This window comes from Mesorhizobium australicum WSM2073 (assembly GCF_000230995.2).
GTDB lineage: Bacteria > Pseudomonadota > Alphaproteobacteria > Rhizobiales > Rhizobiaceae > Mesorhizobium > Mesorhizobium australicum.
Genome location: NC_019973.1, coordinates 108,130 through 126,738 on the forward strand (window position 1 = coordinate 108,130; position 18,609 = coordinate 126,738).

Annotated in this window: 17 protein-coding genes; 11 read left to right on the forward strand and 6 right to left on the reverse strand. The window is 63.5% G+C overall.

All coding sequences use genetic code 11. The annotated features are described in order from the left end of the window. Window positions 1-64: 64 nt before the first annotated feature. The 7 genes from MESAU_RS00510 (at window position 65) to MESAU_RS00540 (ending at window position 7,331) form a co-directional block, all read left to right on the forward strand. Window positions 65-664: a VOC family protein gene (locus MESAU_RS00510; RefSeq protein ID WP_015314086.1), complete on the forward strand. Its 600-nt coding sequence runs from the start codon at window positions 65-67 to the stop codon at window positions 662-664. Between the two features lie 142 nt (window positions 665-806). Then, window positions 807-3,101 (forward strand): bifunctional salicylyl-CoA 5-hydroxylase/oxidoreductase, encoded by a 2,295-nt coding sequence (locus MESAU_RS00515; protein WP_015314087.1) that lies wholly within the window; start codon window positions 807-809, stop codon window positions 3,099-3,101. A gap of 370 nt (window positions 3,102-3,471) precedes the next feature. After that, window positions 3,472-4,230: an SDR family NAD(P)-dependent oxidoreductase gene (locus tag MESAU_RS00520; protein ID WP_015314088.1), complete on the forward strand. Its 759-nt coding sequence runs from the start codon at window positions 3,472-3,474 to the stop codon at window positions 4,228-4,230. Continuing rightward, window positions 4,224-4,694 (forward strand): MarR family winged helix-turn-helix transcriptional regulator, encoded by a 471-nt coding sequence (locus MESAU_RS00525; protein ID WP_015314089.1) that lies wholly within the window; start codon window positions 4,224-4,226, stop codon window positions 4,692-4,694. The genes MESAU_RS00520 and MESAU_RS00525 overlap by 7 nt, the downstream gene beginning before the upstream one ends. Further along, the gene (locus MESAU_RS00530; protein WP_015314090.1) at window positions 4,691-5,503 is read left to right on the forward strand and encodes an enoyl-CoA hydratase family protein; all 813 of its coding nucleotides are present in this window, start codon (window positions 4,691-4,693) and stop codon (window positions 5,501-5,503) included. The genes MESAU_RS00525 and MESAU_RS00530 overlap by 4 nt, the downstream gene beginning before the upstream one ends. Before the next feature lie 207 nt (window positions 5,504-5,710). Beyond that, window positions 5,711-6,859 carry an acyl-CoA dehydrogenase family protein gene (locus tag MESAU_RS00535; protein WP_015314091.1) on the forward strand — a complete coding sequence of 383 codons (1,149 nt, stop codon included), beginning with the start codon at window positions 5,711-5,713 and terminating at the stop codon, window positions 6,857-6,859. Window positions 6,860-6,935: 76 nt separating this feature from the next. Next, window positions 6,936-7,331, forward strand: coding sequence for a RidA family protein (locus MESAU_RS00540; protein WP_015314092.1), 396 nt, complete (start codon window positions 6,936-6,938; stop codon window positions 7,329-7,331). A gap of 242 nt (window positions 7,332-7,573) precedes the next feature. Here MESAU_RS00540 and MESAU_RS00545 read toward each other — a convergent pair whose 3' ends face one another. After that, window positions 7,574-8,665 carry an LLM class flavin-dependent oxidoreductase gene (locus MESAU_RS00545; RefSeq protein WP_015314093.1) on the reverse strand — a complete coding sequence of 364 codons (1,092 nt, stop codon included), beginning with the start codon at window positions 8,663-8,665 and terminating at the stop codon, window positions 7,574-7,576. A 121-nt stretch (window positions 8,666-8,786) separates the two neighbouring features. Between MESAU_RS00545 and MESAU_RS00550 the strand changes: the two genes are divergently transcribed. The 4 genes from MESAU_RS00550 to MESAU_RS00565 all read left to right on the forward strand — a co-directional run bounded on the left by MESAU_RS00550 (window position 8,787) and on the right by MESAU_RS00565 (window position 12,926). Beyond that, window positions 8,787-9,563, forward strand: a complete 777-nt coding sequence (locus tag MESAU_RS00550; protein WP_015314094.1) for an HpcH/HpaI aldolase family protein — start codon at window positions 8,787-8,789, stop codon at window positions 9,561-9,563. A gap of 428 nt (window positions 9,564-9,991) precedes the next feature. Then, window positions 9,992-10,789, forward strand: coding sequence for an ABC transporter substrate-binding protein (locus MESAU_RS00555; protein ID WP_015314095.1), 798 nt, complete (start codon window positions 9,992-9,994; stop codon window positions 10,787-10,789). A 161-nt stretch (window positions 10,790-10,950) separates the two neighbouring features. Further along, window positions 10,951-11,625 carry an amino acid ABC transporter permease gene (locus MESAU_RS00560; protein WP_015314096.1) on the forward strand — a complete coding sequence of 225 codons (675 nt, stop codon included), beginning with the start codon at window positions 10,951-10,953 and terminating at the stop codon, window positions 11,623-11,625. A 38-nt stretch (window positions 11,626-11,663) separates the two neighbouring features. Continuing rightward, window positions 11,664-12,926: a cysteine desulfurase-like protein gene (locus MESAU_RS00565; RefSeq protein ID WP_015314097.1), complete on the forward strand. Its 1,263-nt coding sequence runs from the start codon at window positions 11,664-11,666 to the stop codon at window positions 12,924-12,926. Window positions 12,927-13,178: 252 nt separating this feature from the next. Here the strand turns inward: MESAU_RS00565 and MESAU_RS00570 are convergent, their stop codons facing one another. The 5 genes from MESAU_RS00570 to MESAU_RS00590 all read right to left on the reverse strand — a co-directional run bounded on the left by MESAU_RS00570 (window position 13,179) and on the right by MESAU_RS00590 (window position 18,441). Further along, window positions 13,179-14,009: a dipeptide ABC transporter ATP-binding protein gene (locus MESAU_RS00570; RefSeq protein ID WP_015314098.1), complete on the reverse strand. Its 831-nt coding sequence runs from the start codon at window positions 14,007-14,009 to the stop codon at window positions 13,179-13,181. Then, window positions 14,006-14,863 (reverse strand): ABC transporter ATP-binding protein, encoded by an 858-nt coding sequence (locus tag MESAU_RS00575; protein WP_015314099.1) that lies wholly within the window; start codon window positions 14,861-14,863, stop codon window positions 14,006-14,008. Before MESAU_RS00575 ends, MESAU_RS00570 begins: the two co-directional genes overlap by 4 nt. Before the next feature lie 2 nt (window positions 14,864-14,865). Further along, window positions 14,866-15,720, reverse strand: a complete 855-nt coding sequence (locus MESAU_RS00580) for an ABC transporter permease subunit (protein WP_174361976.1) — start codon at window positions 15,718-15,720, stop codon at window positions 14,866-14,868. A 70-nt stretch (window positions 15,721-15,790) separates the two neighbouring features. Then, window positions 15,791-16,798 (reverse strand): ABC transporter permease subunit, encoded by a 1,008-nt coding sequence (locus MESAU_RS00585; protein ID WP_015314101.1) that lies wholly within the window; start codon window positions 16,796-16,798, stop codon window positions 15,791-15,793. 50 nt (window positions 16,799-16,848) lie between these two features. Then, entirely contained in the window at window positions 16,849-18,441 is a 1,593-nt protein-coding gene (locus MESAU_RS00590; RefSeq protein ID WP_015314102.1) for an ABC transporter substrate-binding protein, read from the reverse strand. Window positions 18,442-18,609: the final 168 nt, after the last annotated feature.

Here is an 18,609-nt window from a genome sequence, read left to right on the forward strand (position 1 = left end):
AAAAACGGGCTTCGGACGTGCGATCGAAGGCTAACCAAGTCCCGCCAAACGGAGGAGAACAAACATGAAGACAACAATACGATTTGCGGTGCTCGCCGCCACTGTTCTGGGCAGCGCCGGCATGGCCTCGGCGAGCTCGATCCCCGGCATGCGCGGGCACGACCATACCGGCATCACGGTTCCCGACATGAAGCAGGCGGTCGACTTCTTCACCGAGGTCGTCGGCTGCAAGAAGGCGATGTCGTTCGGCCCGTTCGCCGACGACAAGGGCACCTTCATGCAGGACCTGCTCGGCGTCGATCCGAAGGCTGTCATCGAGCAGGTCACCATGGTCCGCTGCGGCACGGGATCGAACATCGAGCTGTTCAAATATACCGCGCCCGACCAGAAGGATCTGACAGCGAAAAACAGCGACATTGGCGGTTTTCACATCGCCTTCTATGTCGACGACGTCGCGGCGGCGAAAGCCTATCTCGACGCCAAAGGCGTCAAGACCAGATTGGGGCCGCTGCCGGTCAAGGAAGGACCCGCCGCCGGCCAGACCATCCTCTATTTCCAGGCGCCCTGGGGATTGCAGCTGGAGGCGATCAGCTATCCCGACGGCATGGCGTACGAGAAGGGTGCCGAAACGGTGCTGTGGAGCCCAAAGAACCCGGAAAAGTGACCCCCGGGCCGCGCGCTTGCGCCGATGCGCGAGCGCGCGGCCCGCTATTTTGCATAATCATTTCGGCATAAAACTTTAAGCTTGAAATATCTTGGCCCCGGCGCGATACTGAACTCCAGCAAGCGAAGAGGAGATCGCACAGATGAAGGTTGCGGTTCTCGGCGGCGGACCAGCCGGCCTTTACTTCGCCATTTCGATGAAGCTTAGGGACGCCGCGCATGATGTGACGGTGTTCGAGCGCAACCGCGCCGACGACACGTTCGGCTGGGGCGTGGTCCTGTCGGCCGAGACGCTCGACAATCTTGCTGAGAATGATCCGGTCAGCGCCGTCTGGATCAAGAAGCATTTCGCGTATTGGGACGACATCGCCGTGGTCCATGACGGCGTTCGCACTGTATCCTCAGGCCACGGCTTCTGCGGCATCGGCCGCAAGCGGCTCTTGATCCTGTTGCAGCGGCGCGCGCGCGAGCTCGGCGTCAAGCTGATGTTCGAGACCGACATCGCCGATCCCCGGCCCTACATGGAAAGCCATGACCTGGTCGTCGCCGCCGACGGGCTGAACTCGAAGGCACGCAACACATTCGTCGACATCTTCAAGCCAGACATCGACACCCGCAAATGCAAGTTCGTGTGGCTCGGCACTCACCAGAAATTCGACGACGCGTTTACTTTCATTTTCGAAAAGACCGAGCACGGTTGGGTGTGGGCGCACGCCTACCAGTTCGACAGCGACACCGCGACCTTCATCGTCGAATGCAGCGAACAGACCTGGGCCGCCTTCGGCTTCGGCGCGATGTCGCAGCAGGAGTCCATCGCGGTGTGCGAGCGCATCTTTGCCAAGCATCTTGGCGGCCACGCGCTGATGACCAACGCCAACCATATCCGTGGCTCGGCCTGGATCAACTTCCCGCGCGTGCTGTGCGAGCGCTGGTCCTACAAGAATCTGGCGCTGATGGGCGACGCGGCGGCTTCGGCCCATTTCTCGATCGGCTCCGGCACCAAGCTGGCGCTGGAAAGCGCGGTGGCGCTGGCCGAGTATGTCGAAACCGAACCGGACCTCGACGCCGCCTTCAGCAAGTATGAGGACGCGCGCCGCACCGAGGTGCTGAAGCTGCAGTCGGCGGCGCGCAATTCGCTGGAATGGTTCGAGGAGGTCGAGCGCTATCTCGGCCTCGATCCGGTGCAGTTCAACTATTCGCTTTTGACCCGCTCGCAACGCATCAGCCACGAGAATCTGCGGCTGCGCGATGCCGAATGGCTGGGCGGCGCCGAAGAATGGTTCCAGCGCCAGGCGGGTGCCGGTGGCAACAGGCTGCGCCGGGCGCCGATGTTCGCGCCGTTCAAGCTGCGCGACATGCGGCTGCTAAACCGCGTCGTTGTCTCGCCGATGGCGCAGTACAAGGCCGTCGACGGGTGCCCGACGGACTGGCATTTCACCCACTATGCCGAGCGTGCCAAGGGCGGCGCCGGGCTCATCTATATCGAGATGACTTGCGTCAGTCCGGAAGGGCGCATCACGCCCGGCTGCCCGGGCTTCTACGCGCCTGAACATGAGGCGGCTTGGAAACGGCTGGTCGGCTTCGTCCATACCGAGACCGAAGCGAAGATCTGCGCGCAGATCGGCCATTCCGGCGCCAAGGGTTCGACCCGGCTCGGCTGGGAAGGAACAGACGTACCGCTGGCATCAGGCAACTGGCCAGTCATGGCGGCATCCGCCGTGGCGTGGTCGCCGCAGAATCAGGTGCCGAAGGCGATGGACCGCGCCGACATGGACAGAGTGCGCGACGAGTTCGTGGCTTCGGCGCAGATGGCCGATCGCTGCGGCTTCGACATGTTGGAGATCCACGCCGCCCATGGCTATCTCCTGTCGTCCTTCATCACGCCGGTCACCAACCGCCGCACGGACGCCTATGGCGGTTCGCTGGAAAACCGCATGCGCTATCCCCTCGAGGTTTTCCACGCGGTGCGCGCCGCCTGGCCGGCGCACAAGCCGATCTCGATGCGTATTTCTGCCAATGACTGGGTCGGCATCGAAGGCGTGACACCCGCCGACGCGGTCGAGATCGCGCGGCTGTTGCATGAGGCCGGCGTCGACATTTGCGACGTCTCGGCAGGACAAACTTCGGTGCTGGCAAAGCCGGTCTATGGCCGCATGTTCCAGACGCCGTTTTCCGACCGCATCCGCAACGAGGTCGGCATGGCGACGATGGCGGTCGGCAACATCTACGAGCCGGACCATGTCAATTCGATCCTGATGGCCGGCCGCGCCGACCTTGTGGCACTGGCGAGGCCGCATCTCGCCGATCCGTACTGGACATTGCACGCGGCCGTCACGCTCGGCGACCGCGGAGTCAAATGGCCGGATCCCTATCTGCCCGGCCGCGACCAGCTCTACCGGCTGGCCGAGCGCGATGCGGCGGCGGGGCTGAAAGTATGAGTGTTTTTCGTTCGCCACGCTGCCCCTCATCCGCCTGCCGGCACCTTCCCGCAGCATGCAGGGGGGCGTCGCGCATGCATGGTCTTGCACTGCGCTGGTCGACCCCCACTCCGTCTCGGCTTCGCCGATCCACCTCTCCCCCGATCGACGGGGTAGAGGAACGGCGCGACCCCTCTGCCGCCGATGCTCGTCTCATGAGGCTCCCTTCCTTTCCCTCCGGAGGGGGGAAAGGTGGCGTTGCGAAGCAACGCCGGATTGGGGGAACCACCTGGCAACCAAGCATCGGGCCAATCGCCAGTCCCAGAATGTCTGTGCATGTCATGGCTTCGATCTGGCGCAAGAGGCAGCGCCGACCTTCGAGGATTGCCACATGATCGCGGGCAAGCACGCACTGGTCACCGGCGGCGGCTCCGGCGTCGGCCGGGCAATCGCCCTGGAACTGGCCGGCGCCGGCGTTGATGTGACCATCTGCGGCCGGCGGGAAACGGAGCTCGCAAAGGTCGCGGGTCAAAGCGGCCGCATCTTCGGCATTGCCGCCGATGTCACGAGCGAGACCGAAACGGCGGCGCTCTACGCGCAGGCTGAAGCCGCGCGCGGGCCGTTCGATATCGTCATTGCCAATGCCGGCATGGCCGGCAGCACGCCGGCGCACAAGATCCCGCTGGCCGACTGGCAGCGGACGCTCGACGTCAATCTGACCGGCGCCTTCCTGACGGTGAAACCGGCGCTGGCCGGCATGGCCGCGCGCAAGGCAGGCCGCATCGTGTTCATCGCCTCCACGGCAGGTCTGAAGGGCTACGCCTATGTCGCGCCCTACGTCGCGGCCAAGCATGGCGTCGTCGGCCTGATGCGGGCGCTGGCCGCCGAGACGGCGAAATCCGGTGTCACCGTCAACGCCGTGTGCCCAGGCTTCGTCGAGACCGACATGCTGGAGGAGTCCATCCAGCGCATCGTCGAAAAGACCGGCCGCTCGGCAGAACAGGCGCGGGCCAGTCTTGCCTCGACCAATCCGCAAGGCCGTTTCATCCAGCCGCGGGAAATTGCCGAAGCCGTGCTTTGGCTTTGTGGCGACGCGGCGCAATCGATCACCGGACAGGCGATTTCGATCTCGGGAGGTGAAACATGGTAGCCGGCCCCCTGCCCCTGCCATCGGGACCCGGCAAGGACCGCTTGCGTCTGTGGATCAGGCTGCTGCGCGCCTCGCGCACGATCGAGGCCGAACTGCGCGAGCGCCTGAAGAAGGAATTCGACACGACGTTGCCGCGTTTCGACGTCATGGCAGCACTTTACCGCGCGCCGGAGGGCATGCTGATGAGCGACCTGTCGCGCTTCCTGCTGGTGTCCAACGGCAATGTCACCGGTATTGTCGACCGGCTGGTTTCGGAAGGGCTGGTGGCGCGCGCGCGCCGCAATGGCGACCGCCGCACCTCGATGGTTCGGCTGACCGAGGAAGGTACGAAGTCCTTTGCCATCATCGCCGCCGCGCATGAGGGCTGGATCGGCGAATTGCTGGGCAAGGTCAGCGAGGAGGATGCGCGCCGGCTGACCGGCATGCTGACCTCGTTCCGCAGCAACTGGGAGGGACGCGAATGACCGCAATGGCCGGCCTCAAGCCGACGCATTTCCTGTGGGAGGTCGAGGGCAGGATCGCCAAGGTCCGGCTTGACCGGCCGGAGCGCAAGAACCCGCTGACCTTCGACAGCTATGCCGAGCTGCGCGACACGTTCCGCGATCTCGTCTATGCTAACGACGTCGACGCCGTGGTGTTCCTCTCCAATGGCGGCAATTTCTGCTCCGGCGGCGATGTCCACGACATTATCGGTCCGCTGGTCAAGATGGACATGAAGCAGCTCTTGGCCTTCACCCGCATGACCGGCGATTTCGTCAAGGCGATGCTGAATTGCGGCAAGCCGATCATCGCCGCGGTCGACGGCGTGGCGGTCGGCGCCGGCGCCATCATCGCCATGAGTTCGGATATCCGCATCGCCACGCCGGAAGCCAAGACGGCGTTTCTGTTCACCCGGGTCGGCCTTGCCGGCTGCGACATGGGCGCCTGCGCGATCCTGCCGCGCATCATCGGCCAGGGCCGCGCCGCCGAACTGCTCTACACCGGCCGAACCATGACAGCGACGGAAGGCGAGCGCTGGGGGTTCTATAACAGGCTGGTAGCGGCAGACGTACTTGAGGCCGACGCGCTCGACATGGCCGCCCGCATCGTCTCCGGCCCGACCTTCGCCCACGGCATCACCAAGACGCAGCTCAACCAGGAATGGTCGATGGGCCTCGATCAGGCGATCGAGGCGGAAGCACAGGCGCAGGCGATCTGCATGCAGACGCGCGATTTCGAACGGGCGTATCGGGCTTTCGTGGCCAAGGAAAAGCCGGTGTTCGAGGGGAATTGAGGATGGCTTGTTGCCTAGGCACCCCCCTCTGGCCTGCCGGCCATCTCCCCCGCAAGGGGGGAGATCAGATGTCACTCTGGCTTTCGCCAATTACCAGCTCTGAGGAAGGGGCGGCATCGGTGAAACCGCTAATCTCCCCCCTTGCGGGGGAGATGGCCGGCAGGCCAGAGGGGGGTGTGACGGAACGAGGCGTAACGGGAGATATCCATGCCTGACCGCTCCTTCCTCAACTGGCCCTTCTTCGAAAGCCGCCATCGCGAACTCGCCGGGCATCTGGACGCCTGGTGCGCGAAAAACCTGCCGGTTGACCACCACGACGTCGACGCCGCCTGCCGCGAGCTGGTCGCGAAACTGGGCAGGGACGGCTGGCTGAAGCCGACGGCGCTCGATACGGACAACCCCGCACCACTCGACGTGCGCGCCCTGTGCATCACGCGCGAGACGCTGGCCCGCCACGATGGCCTCGCCGATTTCGCTTTCGCCATGCAAGGTCTCGGCACCGGCGCGCTCAGCCTGTTCGGCACGTCGGAGCAGCAGCAATGGCTTGCGAGGACACGCGCCGGCAAGGCGATATCAGCCTTCGCCCTATCGGAACCGCGTTCGGGATCTGATGTCGCCAACATGGAGATGGCGGCGACCCGTGACGGCGACAGCTATGTTCTCACGGGCGAAAAAACCTGGATATCGAATGGCGGCATTGCGGACATCTATGTCGTCTTCGCCCGCACCGGCGAGGCGCCCGGAGCCAAGGGGCTCTCTGCCTTCCTGGTGCCGGGCGATGCAAAGGGGCTCGGTATCGCCGAACGCCTGGAAGTGATCGCGCCGCATCCACTGGCGCGCTTGTCTTTCGACGGGGTGCGGTTGCCCGCCTCGGCCCTGATCGGCAAGCCTGGCGACGGTTTCCGCATCGCCATGTCGGTGCTCGACGTGTTCCGCTCGACCGTCGGCGCTGCGGCACTCGGCTTTGCCCGCCGCGCGCTCGATGAAAGCATCAAGCGGGTGGCCGAGCGCAAACTGTTCGGCGCGCCGATGGCCGAACTGCAGATGGTGCAGGGACACATTGCCGACATGGCGCTCGACGTCGATGCGGCGGCGCTTTTGGTCTATCGCGCCGCATGGACCAAGGACATGGGTGCGGCGCGGGTGACGCGCGAGGCGGCGATGGCCAAACTGTTCGCCACCGACAAGGCGCAGGAGGTGATCGACAAAGCGGTGCAGCTGCATGGCGGCGATGGTGTCCGCAAGGGCCATGTCGTCGAGAGCCTGTATCGCGAGATCCGCGCGCTGCGAATCTACGAGGGCGCATCGGACGTGCAGAAGGTTGTGATCGCACGGCAAGTAATGGGCGCGGCCTGAACAGGTCGTGACCACGGACTGAAATGTTTTCGAGACGGATATTGCGGACCCGATATTGGACAGGCGGAGAGACGACATGCACGAGATCCTGCAGCCGGAAGGCTGGGCAAAACCGGTCGGCTACGCCAATGGCGTGGCCGCGCGCGGCAGGCTCGTCTTCGTCGGCGGACAGGTCGGCTGGAACGGGCAATGCCAGTTCGAGACCGACGATTTCGCCGGCCAGGTGCGGCAGACGCTTCAGAACATCGTCGCGGTGCTGGCCGAGGCCGGCGCGGAGCCACGGCACATCACCTCGATGATCTGGTATTTTACCGACAAGGCCGAATATCTCGGCAACCTCAAGGGGATCGGCGAGGCCTATCGCGAGGTGATCGGCCGGCATTTTCCAGCGATGGCCGCCATGCAGGTGGTGGCGCTGGTCGAGGACCGCGCCAAGGTAGAGATCCAGGCGACCGCCGTTATTCCGGAATAAACGCCCATCGCTTCGTCATCCTGGGGCGAAGCAAGGAGCGCAGCGACGCGGCGCAGACCCCAGGATCCATGCCGTGAAATCAAAGCGTTGCAGCGGTCCGGAATTCTGCTCCGCCGCACTCCGTCGCTAAGATCGCGGCATGGATCCCAGGGTCTCCGCGACGGAGCTTCGCTCCTGCTCCGCCCAGGGATGACGACGTTGAAATCCTGGCTAGGCCACCGATCATCCCCTTGGCATCGCTGCTACCCGCGAAGCCCGGCCTGCCTGAGCAACGGCAGTACGTGGTCGCAGAAATAGGGCAGCTCCTGCGTGTAGTTGACGAAGGACAGGGCGATGCCTTGATAGCCGTGCTCCGCAATGGCGGCCATTTCGGCGACGATCGTCTGCGGCGTTCCAACCAGCGGATAGGTGCCGGCGCCGCCGGCGAAACGCTGCCGGTAGCGGTCATAGGCATGCGGGTCGTGCGACTGCGAGAATTCCTTCTTGCCGGCCATATGCGCATCGACCGCCTCGTGATCGGCCAGATCGACGGCATATCTGTTGTAATAGGCCTGCGCCTCTTCCATGGTCGGACGGCAGACGACATGGGCCACGGTGTAGACGCCGACCTGCCGGCCAACCTTGTCGGCTCGCTCGCTGATGTCGGCGACATGCTTGCCGGCATCGGCCATCTCGGAAAAGGTCGTGAACAGGTAGTCGCAATGGGCCGCGGCGAAATCGCGGCCGGGGCCGCCGAAAGCGGCGTTCATGGTCACGGGGCGCGGAACCTGCAGGCTGGCCGGCCGGCTGACCGCCTCCTTGAGGTGATAATAGGTGCCTTCGTAGTCCAGCGGCTCCGCCGATGCATAGAGCTTCTCGAGGATCTCGATCCATTCGGCCGCCTGGTCGTAGCCCTTCTCGACCAGCGGCGTGCCGAACATGCCGAATTCCTTCGGGTTCCAGCCGCAGACGATGTTCAGGCCGGCCCGGCCTTGGCTGATGTGATCGACCGTCGCCAGCGCCTTGGCGGCATAGAGCGGATGCACCAGCGGCACGTGCACGGTCATGAACAGGCCGATCCGGTCGGTGGCCATGCTGAGTGCCGCCGCCCAGGTGAAGGTCTCGAAGGACCGCTCGCGCACCTTGTTGCGGCCGCCAAAGCCACGCCAGCGCGCGATCGGCAACATGAACTCCAGCCCGGCGCGATCGGCGATCCGGGCGGCCGTTAGATTGTCCTGCCAGCTCGCCGTCCAGCGTTCCGGCACATCCGATATGGCAAGGCCGCCATCGGCGTTGGTCGAGAAAACGCCAAGCTTCAGTTTGTTGGAGCCGTGCAGCGGATGTGCTTTGTTCATGTCGCGACCTCCCGGCGAAGATCGCACGCTACGGCTCCGCGAAAATATTTCAAGCATGAAATAGCTTCGCCCTGCGCCTGTTTGTCGATATGAATTTGGCGGGATGAGAAAAGGACTAGGCATGAGCGAGTTCCGCCAGAATTGCACCGGCAAGGCCAACCTCGTCGGCTCCTTCGCTGCCATTCCTCACCCCGTCGCGGTCGAAGTGATGGCGCTGTCCGGCCTCGACTTCCTCTGCATCGACTGGGAGCATGCCCAGATCTCACGCGACATCATCGAGACCATGGTGCGCGCCGCCGATGTCCACCGCGTGCCGGCGATGGTGCGCGTTCCTGGTCACGCGCCCGAAGCCATCCAGGCGGCGCTGGACAGCGGCGCGCAAGGCGTGCTGGTGCCACGCGTCTCGACACCGGCACAGGCGGCAATGGCCGTGAAAGCATCCCGCTATCCGCCACGGGGCGAGCGCGGCGTCGGACCCGGTCGCGCGGCCGGTTATGGCTATCGCATTCCCGAATATCTAGCCGGCGCCAATGACCGGATCGTCGTGGCGGTCCAGGTCGAGACTTCAGAGGGATTGGCCAACATCGAGGCGATCGCTGATGTCGACGGCGTCGACGTGATCTTCGTCGGCCCCGGCGATCTCTCCGTGTCGATCGATGCGATCGGACCGAAGGGCGCCGACAAGCTCACGGACGCGATCCGCAGGATCGTCGGCGTGACGATCGCGCACGACAAGACCTCCGGCATATTCTGCGCCAGCCCGCAGGCCATCGGCCAATGGGCGGCAATCGGCGCCAGCTTCTTCGTCCTGGCCAGCGACACAATGTACCTGGGTGCGGGCGCCGCGGCCAATTATGCCGCCGCCCGGGCCGAACTGGCGCGGGAGGACCCGCGCTAGCGCTGGGTTGCACAAGCGATCAAGCCAGGAAACTTTTTAAGCTTAAAACTTTTGCCTTGAAAAGCGCCGCGCTTTGGATAAGCATTCAGGATGGATGGCGACTGTCGGCCTGGAGGGCTTTACGGGCAGTCATCATGGTGCTCCGGGTGGGAGGGGTTTCAGTCCTTGTCGTTTGTGCAGCCCCAATCATCGTCCAGCGCGCGCTACGCTTTCGATGGTGCGCGCGCTCAGTTCCATGACCTGCGTACCGAGACCATCGCCAACCTTTCGCGCGTGAATGCGTATGCGACCGCGACAAAATCGCGGCTGCGCTCGAGCGCATGGCCGCCATCATGAATTGACGCCCCGCTGGGAGGCGGGACGGCAAGAACCGTGCGGGCCAGCCCGCCCGATCAACAACCAGAGGGAACACCCCAGAGGGACCACCAATGAAGCTCAACCGTCGCAATCTCATCCTTGTCGCCGCGGCAATCGGCATCGCGGCCGGACCGGCAACCGCCTATGCCGCCGATGTGCTCAATGTCGGCGCCTACCCGACCAATCCGCCCTTTGAATACAAGAACGAGAGCGGCACGTTCGAGGGTTTCGAAGTCGACATCGTCAACGAGGCGGCCAAGCGCGCCGGCATGACCACCGACATCGCCGATCTCGGCTTTCAGGCACTGTTCGCCGCGACCACTTCGAAGCGCATCGACGTCGCCATCTCCTCGATCACGATCACGCCGGAGCGGCTGAAGTCGCAGTCGTTCACCCAGCCCTATTATGATTCCGACATGGGTATCGCGACCAAGACCGACAGCGCGGTCAACGCCGAGGCGGACCTCAAGGGCAAGATCGTCGGCGTGCTCTCGGGCTCGACCGGCGAGACCTGGGTCAAGGCGCATCAGGAAGCCGACGGCTTCAGCGATGTGAAGGGCTATGACACGCAGCAGAACCTTTTGCTCGACCTCAGCGCCGGCCGTGTCGACGCCGCCGTCAGCGACATTCCCGGCATGGAATATTCCTTCACCAAGATGAAGGACCTGAAGGTCAAGCAGCGCATCAAGACCGGCGAGCAGTACGGCCTGATGATGACCAAGGATCATCCGCTGCTCGGCAAACTCAACGACGCGCTGACGGCGATGAAGAAGGACGGCACGTTGGCCGCGATCCACAAGAAGTGGTTCGGCAGCGACGCCCCTGCCGATTCCTCGACCGTCAAGGAAATGCCCATGCCCAAGGCCTGAGCGGCGGCCAGACGGAATGCGTGCCGGCCCCAAAGGGGTCGGCACGTCCCGTTTTTCACGCATGACTTTCCCGGGACCAGCATCCGTTCGGCATAGCCGATCTCGATGTTCCGGGTCGGGCTCTGGCGTCAGATGACGCAACACCGTTCGGGAATGCCCTGATGTCGCTGATCGACACTTTCTTCAACGCCGACGTCATCGCGTCGAGCCTGCCGGCGTTGCTGCGCGGCTTCCTGAACACGCTGCTGCTCGGTCTGCTCAGCATCGGCATCGGCATTCCCATCGGCCTGGTGATCAGCCTGTTGCGGCTCTATGCGCCGAAGCCGCTGCGCTGGCTGGCGGTCGGTTACACCGACATCTTCCGCGCCTTGCCGGTCCTGGTCGTGCTGATCCTGATCTATTATGCGCTGCCTTTCCTCGGCATACGTCTATCGTCCTGGGCGTCGGCGGTGACCGCGTTCGCCATTATCATGTCGGCCTATTCGGCGGAGGTGTTCCGTTCCGGCATAGAGAGCATTCCGCGCGGCCAGTTCGAGGCGGCGCAGGCGCTTGGCCTGCCGTTCCTTTTGACCTTGCGCAAGGTGGTGCTGCCGCAGGCGGTGCGCGTCGTCATCCCGCCGATGACCAGCAACTGCGTCTCGATGTTCAAGGACACGTCGCTGGCCTCCACCGTGGCGCTGCCGGAATTGCTCAAGGAAGCGACCAATGCACAGTCGCTCTACGCCAATCCCTCGCCGCTGATCGGCGCGGCGCTGGTCTATCTCATCTTCCTTTGGCCGATGGTTCGTCTCGTCAGCCTGCTTGAAGCCCGCTTCAAGACCGAGAAGACCCGCTGACCACTCACCACCCCGCAAGCACTTCGCAGGAGATATCCTTGAGCAATCCCCAGGCCACCGGCGGCTTTCCCGTCGACACCATCCGCGCCATGTTTCCCGCCCTGCAGCGGGCTGGCGATTTCATCTTCATGGACAACGCCGCCGGGGCGCAGATTCCGCAGAGCGTGCTCGACGCGGTGACCAACCACCTGGTCTCGCATAATGTGCAGCGCGGCGGCCGCTATGGCCGCAGCGTCACCGTCGACCAGTCGGTCGCCGATGCGCGGACAAGCGTCGCACTGTTGATCAATGCTTACAGCCCGGCGGAAATCTGCTTCGGCATGAACGCCACCTCCTTCATCCGTCTGGTCAGCCTCGGCATCGGCCAGATGCTTGGAGAACGCGACGAGATCGTCATCACCGACATGGACCACGACGCCAACATCGCCACCTGGCTTGCGCTGGAATCGGCCGGCGCCAAATTCAAGTGGTGGCGCATGCGTGAGGATGGCAATCTGCATGTCGACGATCTCAAGCCGCTGGTTTCGGACCGCACTCGGCTGGTCGCCTGCACGGTGACGGCGCACTCGATCGGTTCGATCGTCGACGTCGCGTCGGTGGCGCAAATCGCCCATGCCGCCGGCGCCGAAGTGTTCCTCGACTGCGTGCATTACGGGCCGCATGGGCTGATCGACGTGCAGGCCTGGGGCTGCGATTATCTCGTCTGCTCCGGCTACAAGAATTTCTCGCCGCATATGGGCTTTCTGTGGGGCCGCTTCGAGACGCTGAAGCGGCTGCCGACCTTCCGCGAGGATTTCATTCCGGACGAGCCTCCCTACAAGGTGGAAGCCGGCACCTTCATCTACGAGAACGTGTCGGGCATGGATGCCGCCGTGCAATATCTGGAACTGATCGGCCGCAATCTGGCGCCCTCCAACAACCGCTCGCGACGCGAAAACATCGTCGCCGGCATGGGCGCTATCCGCGACTACGAACTCATTCTGGCGCGCGAGATGATGGGCGTGCTGAAGGGCTGCGGCGCAACCATCTACGGCGTCGCCGACGAGGCGCGCATCAACGAGCGTGTGCCGACCTTCTGCTTCAACATCGGCAAGCTGTCGCCGCAGCGGATCGTCGAGGAAATGGCCGAGATGCAGATCGGCATCCGCGACGGCCACATGTACGCGCCGCGGCTGATGAAGCGCCTCAACCTCAGCATGGACAGCGGCGCTATCCGTGCCTCGCTGGTCCACTACAATACGGTCGAGGAGATCCACAAGTTCGGTGAGGCTTTGCGCGCCATCATCGCCAAGCTGTCGTAATGAGTCAGGCTCGCGGCAATCGCACCGATCGATCCGGGCCGTCGCGCTGCCCCTCATCCGCCTGCCGGCACCTTCTCCCCGTATAGTGACGGGGAGAAGAGGCTGGCCGCACCCTCGGCACCCTGCTCGCAATCTTGGTGGTGGCGAAACCGGCCGTGAGAGCGTTTTTCTCCCGGTCACTATACGGGGAGAAATGTCCGGCAGGACAATGAGGGGCGGCGCTGACGTCGGCCATTTGCATGGCTTGCGACCTTAGGCGGCCTTCTTCTTCGCCAGCCTCGCCTTGATGCTCGCCACGTCGGCGCGCGGTGTCGCGGCGAACAGCGTCCTGGTGTAGCTGTGCTTGGGGTCGGCGAAGACCTCGTCGCGCGGGCCGTATTCGACCGCCTCGCCGAAATACATCACCATCACGTCGTCGGCGATGTAGCGCACCACCGACAAATCGTGGCTGATGAAGACATAGGTCAGCTGGAATTCGTCCTGCAGGTCGGCGAGCAGGTTGAGCACCTGCGCCTGCACCGAGAGATCGAGCGCCGAAACCGGCTCGTCGAGCACCAGCAGGCTTGGGTTGAGCATCAGCGCACGGGCAATGGCGATGCGCTGGCGCTGGCCGCCCGAGAACATGTGCGGGTAGCGGTTATAGTGCTCGTGACCGAGGCCGACCTTCTTCAGCATCTTCATGGCGAGGTCACGCCGTTCGGCGGCTGGCTTGTCGGTGTTGATGAGCAGCGGCTCGCCCAGCACATCGCCGATCTTCTGGCGCGGATTGAGCGATCCGTAAGGGTTCTGGAAGACGATCTGCACCTTGCGGCGCATCTCCTTCGTCAATCCGCCTTTGGCGATATCGACCTTGTTGCCGTCGATGAACAACTCGCCCGACGTCGCGGGATCGATCAAGGTGATGATGCGGGCGAGCGTGGACTTGCCGCAGCCGCTTTCGCCGACGATGGCCAGCGTCTTGCCCTTGTCCACCGTGAAGGAGACGCCCTTGACGGCATGCACGGTGCGCGGCCCAGTGAACAGGCCGCCGCCGATATGGTAGTCGCGAACGATGTTCTTGCCTTCGAGGACCGTGGTGCTCATGCCGAAGCTCCCGCTGCCGAAGGGGCAGGCTCGAACAGCATGTCGGACACAGTCGGCAGCCGGTCGCCGACGGCGTTTTCCGGCAGCGCCGACAGCAGCGCGCGCGTGTAATTGCTTTTCGGCGATTCAAACAGCGACAGCACGTCGGCCTCCTCCATCTTGCGGCCCTTGTACTGGACGATGACGCGGTCGGCGGTCTCGGCCACCACGCCCATATTGTGGGTGATCATGATCAGGCCCATGCCGTATTTGGCCTGCAGCGAGACCAGGAGATCGAGGATCTGCTTCTGGATGGTGACGTCGAGCGCGGTGGTCGGCTCGTCGGCGATCAAGAGCTTCGGATTGCAGGCGATGGCAATCGCGATCATGACGCGCTGGCACTGGCCGCCCGACATCTGGTGCGGAAACGAGCTCAGCCGTTCTTCCGGATCGGCGATGCCGACCAGCTTCATCAGCTCGATGGCGCGCGCGCGGCGCTGGGCGCGATCCATGCCCATGTGAAAGCGCAACACTTCCTCGATCTGGAAGCCGACGGTGAAGCATGGATTGAGGCTGGCGATCGGCTCCTGGAAGATCATCGAGATGTCCTTGCCGACGATCTTGCGGCGTTCGGACGGGCTGAGCTTCAACAGGTCGACACCATCGAAAGCCATGCGGTCGGCCTTGACCGTCGCGGTGTTGGGCAACAGCCCCATCACCGCCAGCATCGAAACCGACTTGCCGGAGCCGGACTCGCCGACGATCGCCAGCACCTCGCGCGGTTCGACCGAAAGGTCGATGCCTTGCACGGCCATGAACGGTCCGGCGGCGGTGTCAAAGGAAACGGTGAGATTCTTGATCTCGAGCAGGGACATGCTCACGACCTCTTCAGCTTGGGGTCGAGCGCGTCGCGCAGGCCGTCGCCGATCAGGTTGATGGCAAAGACGGTGATCAGGATGGCGAGGCCGGGAAAGGTCACCACCCACCAGGCGCGCAGGATGAACTCGCGTGCTTCGGCAAGCATGGTGCCCCATTCCGGCGTCGGCGGCTGCGCGCCCATGCCGAGGAAGCCGAGGGCGGCCGCCTCAAGAATGGCGTTGGAGAAGGACAGCGTCGCCTGCACGATCAGCGGGGCGATGCAGTTGGGCAGGATGGTGACCAGCATCAGCCTGAGATGGCTGGCCCCGGCGACCTTGGCCGAGACTACATATTCGCGGGTCTTCTCCGCCATCACGGCGGCGCGGGTGAGCCGGGCGAAGTGCGGCTGCAGCACGAAGGCGATGGCGATCATGGCATTGACGAGGCCTGGGCCGAGCACCGCGACCAGCACCAAGGCCAGCAGCAGCGACGGGAAAGCCAGGATGATGTCCATGATGCGCATGATCAGCGTGTCGACCCAGCCACGGCAGTAGCCGGCGAGCAGGCCGAGGATAACGCCGGAGATCAGTGCCGTGGTGACGACGACGAAGCCGATGGCGAGCGAGAATCGCGAGCCGTAAATCAGGCGCGAAAGCATATCGCGGCCGACGGCGTCGGTGCCGAGCAGGAACTGTGCGTTGCCGCCCGCCTGCCAGGCCGGCGGCGTCAGGAAGAAGTCACGGAACTGGTCATCAGGCGAATGCGGGGCGAGCAACGGCGCGAAGATGGCGATCAGGATCAGCAGGGCGAAGACGAAGAGGCCGATCACCGCGCCCTTGTTGATCGAGAAATAGTGCCAGAATTCGGCGAACATCTGCAGCCGCGCATCCTGCGGCTTGACGACGGTTGCGGCTTCGATGGTGGCTGGGCCTTCATTGGTCATGTCAATTCGCCCGGATGCGCGGGTTGATGACGGCATAGAGCACGTCGACGATAAGGTTCACCGACATGACGATCAGCGCGATCAAAAGCAACCCGCCCTGCACGGTGAAATAGTCGCGCTTGGAAATGGCATCGATCATCCACTTGCCGATGCCCGGCCACGAAAAGATGCTCTCGGTCAGGATGGCGCCGGTCAACAGCGTGCCGACCTGCAGGCCGATCGTGGTGACGACCGGGATCAGCGCGTTGCGGAAGGCATGCAGGCCGATGACGCGCCGCGGCGCCAGGCCCTTGGCGCGCGCGGTGCGCACATAATCCTCGCCCAGCACTTCGAGCATGGCCGAGCGGGTCTGCCTGGCGATGACCGCCAGCGGAATGGTGCCGAGCACGATGGTGGGCAAGATGAGGTGCGACACCGCCGAGCGGAAGGCGCCCTTCTGGCCCGAGATGAGGGAATCGATGGTCATGAAGCCGGTCACCGGCTTGAAGAAATAGAGAAGGTCGATGCGGCCCGAGACCGGCGTCCAGTGCAGCGTGCCGGAAAACACGATGATCAGCAGCAGCCCCCACCAGAAAATTGGCATGGAATAGCCGGCGAGCGCGGTGCCCATGGTCAGCTGGTCGAACCAGGAGCCGCGGCGGATGGCAGCAAAAATGCCGAAGGCAACACCGAAGATGACGGCGAAGATCATGGCGAAGATGGCGAGTTCGACCGTGGCCGGGAACCGCACCAGGAAATCCTTGAGCACCGGCGTCTTGGTTGAAAACGAGGTGCCGAAATCGCCGCCGAGGATATTGGTCAGATAGGTCAGATACTGTTGCCAGATCGGCAGGTCGAACCCGAACTGGTGCATCAGCGCCGTATGACGTTCGGGCGACAGGCCACGTTCGCCCGCAAGCACCAGCACCGGATCACCGGGCAGGATGCGCACGAAGCCGAAAGCGAGGATGGTTATCCCGATGAAGGTCGGGATGATGAGGGCGAGCTTGCCGAGGATATAACGCAGCATGGCGGGCGAGGTGGGGCGGCGCCTTGTGGCGCCGCCCCGTTTCGCGAACCTTATTCGGCGATATCGACGCCGTCAAAGCGATGGATACCGAGCGGATCCATCGCAAAGCCGGAGACGGTTTTCTGCATCGGCATGAACACCTTGGAGTGGGCGAGCGTCGCCCACGGTGCCTGCTCCTTGAAGATGACCTGTGCCTGTTCGTAGAGCTTGGTGCGCTCGGCCTGGTCGGAAACCGTCTTGGCCTTGTTGATGAGCGCATCGAAGTCCTTGTTGCACCATTCCGCGCGGTTGTTCGAACCGACGGAAGCGCAGCTCAGGAGCACGCCGAGGAAGTTGTCCGGATCGCCATTGTCGCCGGTCCAGCCGACGATGACGGCGCCGTCGTGATCGACCGCGGAAGCGCGCTTGAGGTATTCACCCCAATCGTAGCTGACGATGTTGACCGTGACGCCGACCTTTGCGAAGTCCGCCTGGATCAGTTCGGCGGTGCGGCGCGCGTTCGGCATGTACGGGCGCGAGACGGGCATCGCCCAGACGTTCATCTTGAGGTCCTTGACGCCGGCCTCTTCAAGCATCTTCTTGGCCGCGTCCGGATCGTACGGATCGTCCTTCACGTCCTTGTTGTAGGACCACATGGTCGGCGGGATCGGGTTGATCGCCACCTGGCCGGCGCCCTGGAACACGGCGTCGATGATGGCCTTCTTGTTGATGGCCATGTTGAGCGCCTTGCGGACACGCACGTCGTCGAACGGCTTCTGCTGGGTGTTGTACATCAGCGCGCCGACGTTGAGGCCTTCCTGCTCCGCGACCGTCAGGTTCGCATCAGCCTGCAGGCCGGCAATGTCGGCCGGTGCCGGATAGGACATGATGTTGCATTCGCCGGCCTTCAGCTTCTGCGCGCGCACCGCCGGATCGGTGGTGATGGCGAAGACCAGATCGTCGATCTTCTGCTTGCCGCCCCAATAGTCCGGGTTGGCCTTGTAGCGGATGGCGGCATCGGTCTGGTAGTCGACGAAGATGAACGGCCCAGTGCCGACCGGCTTTTGGTTGAACAGTTCAGGCGTCTTGTCGGCCTGCAGCTTGTCGGCATATTCCTTCGAGACGATCGAGGCGAAATCCATGCCCAGCGTCGGAATGAAGGTGATCGCCGGTTCCTTGAGGGTGAACTTCACCGTCAGGTCGTCGACCTTCTCGACCTTGGTGATGTTGTCGCCGAACTGGTCATTGTAATACTGGTAGGCAATGCCCGGTATGTACTGGAACCAGGGGCCGTTCTTGTCGACCTGGCGCTCGAAAGAGAACACCACGTCGTCGGCGTTCAGGTCGCGGGTCGGGGTGAAGTAGTCGGTGGGCGCGAACTTGACGCCCTTGCGCAGCTTGAAGGTATATTCCTTGCCGTCGTCGGAAATGGTCCAGCTGTCCGCCAGGCCGGGCGAAACCGAGGTCTTGCCGTGATCGAATTCGACAAGGCGATTGAAGACGGTACGCGAGGACGCGTCGAATGTCTGGCCCGCGGTATACGGCGCCGGGTCGAAACCCTCCGGCGACGCTTCAGCGCAATAGACCAGAGTTTTCGCGTTGGCCACGCCGCCCAGGACGCTTGCAGCCAGCAACGCGGCTGCAAAAGTCAATTTCTTCTTCATTGAGCACTCCCTGATGTTCTTCCAAGCCCCTCTATCAGGCTCGCGAAGCGCGCATATAAGCACCGTTTTTCCGGGTTTGGAACACCCCGTTTGCTTACCCCGCGGGAAGCAGGAAAAAAATCCGCAATTTTGTTAAATGGCAGAAAAAATTAGCACTTTTTTCTATTC